Below are 2,620 nucleotides of genomic sequence, written 5' to 3'. Positions count from 1 at the left end.
AACAAAGTACACCAGCTGTTCCGCTGTAAAGTACACCAGTTTTAACCAATAATTTGGACTTATTGCCACTGGATTTATAGTTCAAACTTAGTTATTTTTTTTCTTTCTTAATGATTTTCCTTTCAAAGGTAATCTATGGGCACAAGCTGTCAATCTGTCCATTATAGCATCACTCAACGTTGGTTCATTAATGAAATCATACCATGCTTCTACTGGTAATTGAGAGGTGATTATTACGGAGCTATTTCCATATCTGTCTTCCAGTATATCTAATAAAGCCAACCTTGTGTCTGCATCAATAGCCTTTAGTCCAAAGTCATCAAGTATGAGTAACCTTTGGTTCGCAATAGTTTTTATCCACTTTAAATAGGTTCCGTCTAATCTTGCTTGAGTTACTGTATCCATAAATTTATTCATGGAAAAGTATAATGTTCTATATCCAAGCATACATGCCGACCGCCCAAATGCACAAGCTAAATAGCTTTTGCCTGAGCCAGTTGCGCCCGTTATAAGTACATTTTCACCTCTAGTAATAAAAGTTCCATCTGATAACCTCAGGATTTGTTCACGCGTAATTCCTCTTTCGTTATTACAGATTATTTCTTCAGGAAGTGCATTGTACCTTAATCGACTAGCTTTAAGATATTTTTGTGTTCTACCATGGTCCCTAAACTCTACCTCAGCATGTACCATTGAGCCAATTAGTTCGTGTATGTCTTGTTGTTCATGTACGGGTAAAGACGCGACAGCTTCGTAACGTTTAGCCATTCCGGCAAGTCGTAAAAATTTGAGGTGTTGAATTGTTTGATCTATATTCATAATGTATTTATTTATATTTTCTGTTATTTATATTCATCTGCACCTCTAATATTGCTATGGCGAGGAATGCTATATTGAGGATTCTGATCACCGTCCTTTTCTAACAAGTCCATATTGTTTTCAATAATATTTTTAATAATCATATAGTTGAAGCGATGTCCTTTGAGCCCCCTTCGACAAGCATTTTCTATACGATCTGGGTAGAGTGATGCTAAGCGTAAAAGGCCTTGACAGGCTTGATAAGTTTGATCTATGATAAGTTTGCTATCCATTACTTTTTGAAAGTAGTCTTTGGTTGCTGGACCATATTTTTCTGCTTTAACGAGATACTCTTCAGGGCTCCATAAAGAACGATTAAGTACGTGTTGATGGTGTGGTGGGCAATGGTCGATTTGCGTACTATAACCATGCTTTTTATAACTTCGTTTATGAAAAGCTATTCGGTTGTTTTCGCTATATATCTCTACTAATTCAGTACAATAAATAACATTTACAGTCTTACCAATATATTTATAGGGAACACTGTAAAAATGCCAATCCTCACCAATGACTACATGATAGTTCTGTTGTACTTTGCCTTTAGTATAGTTCTTGGCGACATATTGATTATCTGGCAACCGCTTGAGCGTAGGCTTCTCTTTGTCGAAGAATAATTCTTTACGACTAAAGGTTTTACGTTGGAAGTTTTTATCATGATGAGAATTAAGCTTATCCCATATGGCACTATTTAAAGAAAATAAACTAGTAAATGTTTCATTACGCAATGGGCCATAAACACGTAAATAAGCTATTCTTACACCTCCCTCAACTGAAGGTTTGTCTTTTGGTTTAGCAGGTCTAGCAGCTAAAAGAGCAATGTTATTATGATTGGCCCATTGTTCAATCATATCTACAAAAGTAGGTTCATACCGATTACTACGCTTTACCCATTGCTTCATATTATCGGATTTAACAGAAAGAGGTACACCACCAAAATATGCTAGTGCATTATTAAGTGCTTTTACTACTTGAGGTAAACTAGCATTAGGAAGCGCTTCAACATAACTATACCCACTATACGGAAGAACAGCTACAAAAACAGGACATTCAATAAGTTCTCCAGTGCTTGTGTCGACATAGTGAAGTTTATCTCCTGCAAAATCAATTTCTAAAAGTCTGCCTGGCTCATGATCAAAATGCATAGTAGAATTACCTTTACGCAAATGATCCTGTAAAAGTTCACAGAATCTAGAATAACCAAAACCATCCGGGTATTCAGAAATATATTCTTGCCACAACAATTGACGAGTTACACCTACACGGCGAAGTTCAGTAGTAAAATATTCATAATGGGAGTCTAAATGTAATTGTCTTGCATCTTTTACTACAGTCTCCTTTTTATCAATATTGAGATAAACATGAAGATCATGGTCATTAAACAATAGAAGCTCCTGGATGCTTAGTCCGCTAGCAGTAAAGGTTTTAATATACCCAGCTATCGTCCGTCTATTTATACCTGTCTCTCTTTCTATTGATCGTTGAGAAAAACCACGCTCGACAAACAGTAATATCTGTCTAATTTTTTGCATACTTAGAGGTTTATTTGCCATAATTAGGAATATATCTGATCCCTAACTTAGCAATCATTTTATCTAAATATCCAGTGGTGTACTTTGTCGCGGAATAATTGGTGTAGTATGCGCCGGAATGTCAGTTCAAAATATACATAAGATTATTCTAACTGATGAATCAAACCTGTACAACGCTATTAATTAGTGGTGTACTTTGGAGCGGAATGACTGGTGTACTTTGCTGGTTCTTC

The 2,620-nt window shown here is 36.0% G+C and carries 2 protein-coding genes; both read right to left on the bottom strand.

Annotated features, from left to right (window positions below):
* Positions 1-87 precede the first annotated feature (87 nt).
* Positions 88-819: an IS21-like element helper ATPase IstB gene (gene istB, locus GOQ16_RS17065; protein ID WP_160070400.1), complete on the bottom strand. Its 732-nt coding sequence runs from the start codon at positions 817-819 to the stop codon at positions 88-90.
* A gap of 23 nt (positions 820-842) precedes the next feature.
* Entirely contained in the window at positions 843-2,387 is a 1,545-nt protein-coding gene (gene istA, locus GOQ16_RS17060) for an IS21 family transposase (protein WP_240141082.1), read from the bottom strand.
* Between the last annotated feature and the right edge of the window lie 233 nt (positions 2,388-2,620).

Origin of the sequence: Sphingobacterium bovisgrunnientis, assembly GCF_009829085.1 — a bacterium.
Classification (GTDB): Bacteria; Bacteroidota; Bacteroidia; order Sphingobacteriales; family Sphingobacteriaceae; genus Sphingobacterium; species Sphingobacterium bovisgrunnientis.
Note: the sequence above shows the minus strand (reverse complement) of the source record. Positions and strands in the feature narration are given on the sequence as shown.